Source organism: Acinetobacter sp. P1(2025) (assembly GCF_051390655.1).
GTDB lineage: Bacteria > Pseudomonadota > Gammaproteobacteria > Pseudomonadales > Moraxellaceae > Acinetobacter > Acinetobacter junii.
Genome location: NZ_JBPKBJ010000129.1, coordinates 1 through 4,440, shown reverse-complemented (window position 1 = coordinate 4,440; position 4,440 = coordinate 1). Strand labels below are relative to the sequence as shown.

Sequence of the window (4,440 nt, the reverse complement as noted above, 5' to 3'; positions counted from 1 at the left end):
TGAATTTTATGATCGACATTTCTCAAAAGTAATGGCAGCATAATTTAAATATTTAGAGCGGATTTATCACTTATAAAACTAGATTGAGTGGTCTAATTAACGGAACCACATCAGAATCAGAAGCGAAAGTATGGTCTGGATCAAAACTTAAAGCACAGTTAATGCAATTGTGATTCGATTATGCATAAAAAAGCGTATAGCATCTCTATACGCTTTTTTTGATAAAAATCTTAGATCAGACTGTTTTTACAGCATCTTGAGGGGCAAATTTCGTAATTAATACGCCGAATATAGTCGCGAAGAAATACATGAAAATGGAATATACCGCGGCAGGCATCGCGATGGTGGTACTTGCCATAATGGTGAGAGCAATCGTCATGGCTAAAGTGCTGTTATGAATCCCGATCTCAAATGCACATGCACGTGCTTGATATGAACTAATGCCTAACATTCGTGGCACGAAATATCCAACCATTAAACTAATAGCACAGAATAGTGCGGTTGCTAAACCAATCTGTCCCAAATAATCTATCAAGTTGCTTCGCTCTTTAATAATTGCGCCTAGAATGATAATCAGCAGAAAAACCACGGCAAAGATTCGTACAGGACGATTCAGTTTTTCAGCAACATGCGGTGCATAATGACGAATAATCATTCCGATGCATACAGGCACTAAAATAATCAGAAAAACTTGTAAAACCTTAGTAAATTGCAGACCGACTTGCTGTCCTTCATTCATAAAATGTAGAATCGAAAAATTTACAATTAAGGGTAGGAACACCGCTGCGATAATAGCGTTAATAGCAGTTAAAGTAATATTAAGTGCAATATCACCTTTATATAAATAGCTAAATAAATTGGCTGTCGTACCGCCAGGTGATTCAGCCAATAGCATCAAACCGACTGCTAAAAGCGGTGGTAAAGCAAGTATTTTACAAATTAAAAACGCGATGCCCACCAATAAAATGAGTTGGCAGAACAATGCAATTAAAACAGCTTTAGGGTGTTTGCTGACTCGTGCAAAGTCTTTAAGTGTTAGTTCTAGCCCCATACCTGCCATAACGATGGCTAAGGCGATAGGCAAAAATATTGTGATCAGTCCTGAATCCATAAACCGTGCTTTCCTAAATGAATTTTATTTTGATAAATAATTGATATCGTTTTAAAAGTGACCATCATCGCGTACAAATCAAGGATGATCTAAGTTTCGATCTAGCACTTTAAACATATATTTATTTGAAAATCTGTCAACTACACGACAATTGATATTTTTATGTGAATTTCTAATAACTAAAAAGGCAAGTACAACTCGTGTACTTGCCTTTACTTTAAACTGACTTATCGAGATAAATAAGCTTTTTTAAATTTTAAAAGAAACCCGCTGGTTTAGTTGAGTAGCTCACCAATAGGTTCTTGGTTTGTTGGTAATGGTCTAACATCATGCGATGGTTTTCACGACCAATACCTGATTTTTTGTAACCACCAAATGCCGCATGAGCAGGGTAAATGTGATAACAATTTGTCCATACACGACCCGCTTCTATTGCACGACCTGCACGGTATGAAGTATGTGCAGAACGTGACCAAACTCCAGCTCCTAAGCCATAAATGGTTTCATTGGCAATTTTGATTGCTTCATCAAAATCTTTGAAAGTGGTCACTGACAATACAGGTCCAAAAATTTCTTCTTGGAAAATTTGCATACTGTTGTGTCCTTTGAACACCGTCGGTTCAATATAGAAACCTTCACCAACTTCTTTACGAGCACCACCACCTACAAGTACTTCAGCGCCTTCCTCGCGACCTGTGCTGATACAACGTAGAATTTTCTCTTGCTGTTCTAAGGAAGCCTGAGCGCCAACCATGGTTTCAGTATCTAATGGATGACCCAACTTAATTCGTTTTACTCGCTCGATTGCCTTTTCTAAAAACTTATCTGCGATACTTTCTTGAATTAAGGCACGAGAAGGACAAGTACATACTTCACCTTGATTCAATGCAAACATTGCAAAGCCTTCTAGCGCTTTATCAAGATATTCATCATCTTTGTCCATCACATCTTCAAAGAAGACATTTGGTGATTTACCCCCAAGCTCCAAGGTGACTGGAATAATATTCTCAGTTGCATATTGCATGATGAGCTGACCGACTTGAGTAGAACCAGTAAATGCAATTTTAGCAATACGAGGACTAGTTGCTAATGGTCGACCCACTTCAGCACCAAAACCATTAACAACGTTGAGAACACCTGGTGGAAGTATGTCTTGGATCAGTTCTAAGACCAGTAAAATACCCACAGGTGTCTGTTCTGCTGGTTTTAAAACAATACAGTTACCCGCCGCGAGTGCTGGTGCGAGTTTCCAAGCAGCCATCAAAATCGGGAAGTTCCAAGGAATGATTTGACCTACAACGCCTAAAGGCTCGTGAAAGTGGTAGGCAATCGTATCTTCATCAATCTCTGAAATTCCGCCTTCTTGTGCACGAATACATCCAGCAAAATAGCGGAAGTGATCTATCGCTAACGGGATGTCCGCGGCTAAAGTTTCACGTACTGGTTTACCATTGTCCCAAGTTTCTGCAACCGCAAGAAACTCAAGGTTTTGTTCCATACGATCCGCTATTTTTAATAAAATATTTGAACGCGTTGTAGCAGAGCTTTTATTCCATTCAGCTTTTGCTTTATGTGCTGCATCGAGAGCAAGTTCAATGTCTTCAACTGAAGAACGAGGGATCTTTGTAAACACTTTGCCATCGACAGGTGAAACATTATCGAAGTATTCTCCTCTTACAGGAGCTACCCATTGATCGCCAATAAAGTTCTCATATTGAGATTTAAATTGGACTTTTGAACCAGGTTGGTTAGGATCGATGTAACGCATATATAAATTCCTTTGCTTATAATTGATTTAACGATCTACAGCTTTGGTATAAGGTACTTTTGTACGTTATTTCTTTAGGATATAAGTGCGAAGGTTGGAGAAAGGTTGGAAACCATGATCAAGTGTGAGGGATACACAAATGTTTACAAAACAAGAGTTATTGCAACATCGTTCGTCCGTTGATCAGCTAAAAAAACAAAGTAGTCTGTCGCCACAAAATGCTGAAAAACTTGGTCAAAGTATTGCGAGTTCATGGCAGCGATCTGTTTCGTCCTCGATTCCTAAAGAACGCTTAGCAGCACCACTATTAAGTCAAAATAAAAAGAACAAAAGCAGTTTGGATCTGGCACTTGAAACTTGCTCCGATGAACTGAGTCATATTGCAGAACAATCCTCAATGGTTATCGCGGTAGGTGACGTTGGAAGTACGATTATTTGGACTGCATCTAGTAATCAAATGCAAAGTGCAGCTGAAAAAGTGCATTTTATTGCAGGTGGGCAGTGGGCTGAAGATATGGTCGGAACCAATGCTCTAGCACTTTCTTTAAAGACTCAACAATCAAGTTGTGTGTTCTCAAATGAACATTACATGGAGTCTATTCATGATTGGGTCTGCTATGCAGCACCAATTTTAGACCCGTATTCAAAACAGGTATTGGGTGTCGTTGATTTATCTACGACATGGAAAAAACACAATACACTCGGTGTATTGGCTGCTGAACGATGTGCATCTATTATTCAAACTGCTTTAATCGAACAACAACGCCAACGTTTATATATTCGTGCCTTTGCCACGCCTCAAATTATTTTTAACCATAAATCATTGGTATTAACTCCAAGACAGGTCGAGATATTAGTCATTTTAGCCTTATGTCCAAATGGCTTGAATTTAGAGAATTTACATCAAGCATTATATGGTGAGCGTAAGGTGAGTATCGGTACGCTCAAAGCTGAAATGTCTCAACTACGGGATATTTTAGGTGGTATGTTGGGTTCTCGCCCATATCGTCTACTGGCTGATGTTGAAGCTGATTTTCTGTCAGCAGAGCAGGCTTTAGATGCAGGTTATGTCGCGTCTGCACTTCAATTATATAAAGGTGTTTTCCTCTCTAAAACTGAAAGTCCATTTTTATGTGCATGGCGTGATTGTCTTGAGTCTCGTTTAAGTGATGCTATTTTCAAAACTAAAGAAACAGACCTACTCCTTAAACATGTGGCCCATTTCCCAGAAGCAATCGATGCTGTAGAGCGTTTAATGGAATTGTTCCCGAGCGAACATCCTGCACGCTTATCTTTGAGTAAGTTTAAAGACGTATATTGATTGAATATTTGAGATTAGAATTATCTAGCGTTAATTAAAAACGAAATTTACTTTGCCTGAAAAAAACTTAATCTTCTGTAGAAAGATCAAAAATTAAATAATTATTGTTTACTTTGAATTTTACTTTATTAGGACTTACGCACTATTATTTATAGACTCTCTGTGGTAGCAGATGATTTTTATCGAGAATAAAGTCATCAATGAAGTTTTTGATCATTGGTCTAAATAATTTCTTCTGCC

At 38.3% G+C, this 4,440-nt stretch carries 3 protein-coding genes; 1 reads left to right on the top strand and 2 read right to left on the bottom strand.

The features are described 5' to 3' along the window. Positions 1 to 235 precede the first annotated feature (235 nt). Together ACSC97_RS17765 and exaC are read right to left on the bottom strand one after the other, a co-directional pair. Positions 236 to 1,111: a bile acid:sodium symporter family protein gene (locus ACSC97_RS17765; protein WP_436662262.1), complete on the bottom strand. Its 876-nt coding sequence runs from the start codon at positions 1,109 to 1,111 to the stop codon at positions 236 to 238. Between the two features lie 256 nt (positions 1,112 to 1,367). After that, the gene (gene exaC, locus ACSC97_RS17760; RefSeq protein ID WP_436662260.1) at positions 1,368 to 2,879 is read right to left on the bottom strand and encodes an acetaldehyde dehydrogenase ExaC; all 1,512 of its coding nucleotides are present in this window, start codon (positions 2,877 to 2,879) and stop codon (positions 1,368 to 1,370) included. Positions 2,880 to 3,018: 139 nt separating this feature from the next. Here exaC and ACSC97_RS17755 point away from each other — a divergent pair, with 139 nt between their 5' ends. Beyond that, positions 3,019 to 4,200, top strand: a complete 1,182-nt coding sequence (locus tag ACSC97_RS17755; protein WP_005402604.1) for a transcriptional regulator — start codon at positions 3,019 to 3,021, stop codon at positions 4,198 to 4,200. Positions 4,201 to 4,440 lie beyond the last annotated feature (240 nt).

Coding starts and splice junctions, on each gene's coding strand:
- ACSC97_RS17765 (WP_436662262.1), bottom strand. CDS start 1,111: ATGGATTCAGGACTGATCACAATATTTTTGCCTATCGCCTTAGCCATC.
- exaC (WP_436662260.1), bottom strand. CDS start 2,879: ATGCGTTACATCGATCCTAACCAACCTGGTTCAAAAGTCCAATTTAAA.
- ACSC97_RS17755 (WP_005402604.1), top strand. CDS start 3,019: ATGTTTACAAAACAAGAGTTATTGCAACATCGTTCGTCCGTTGATCAG.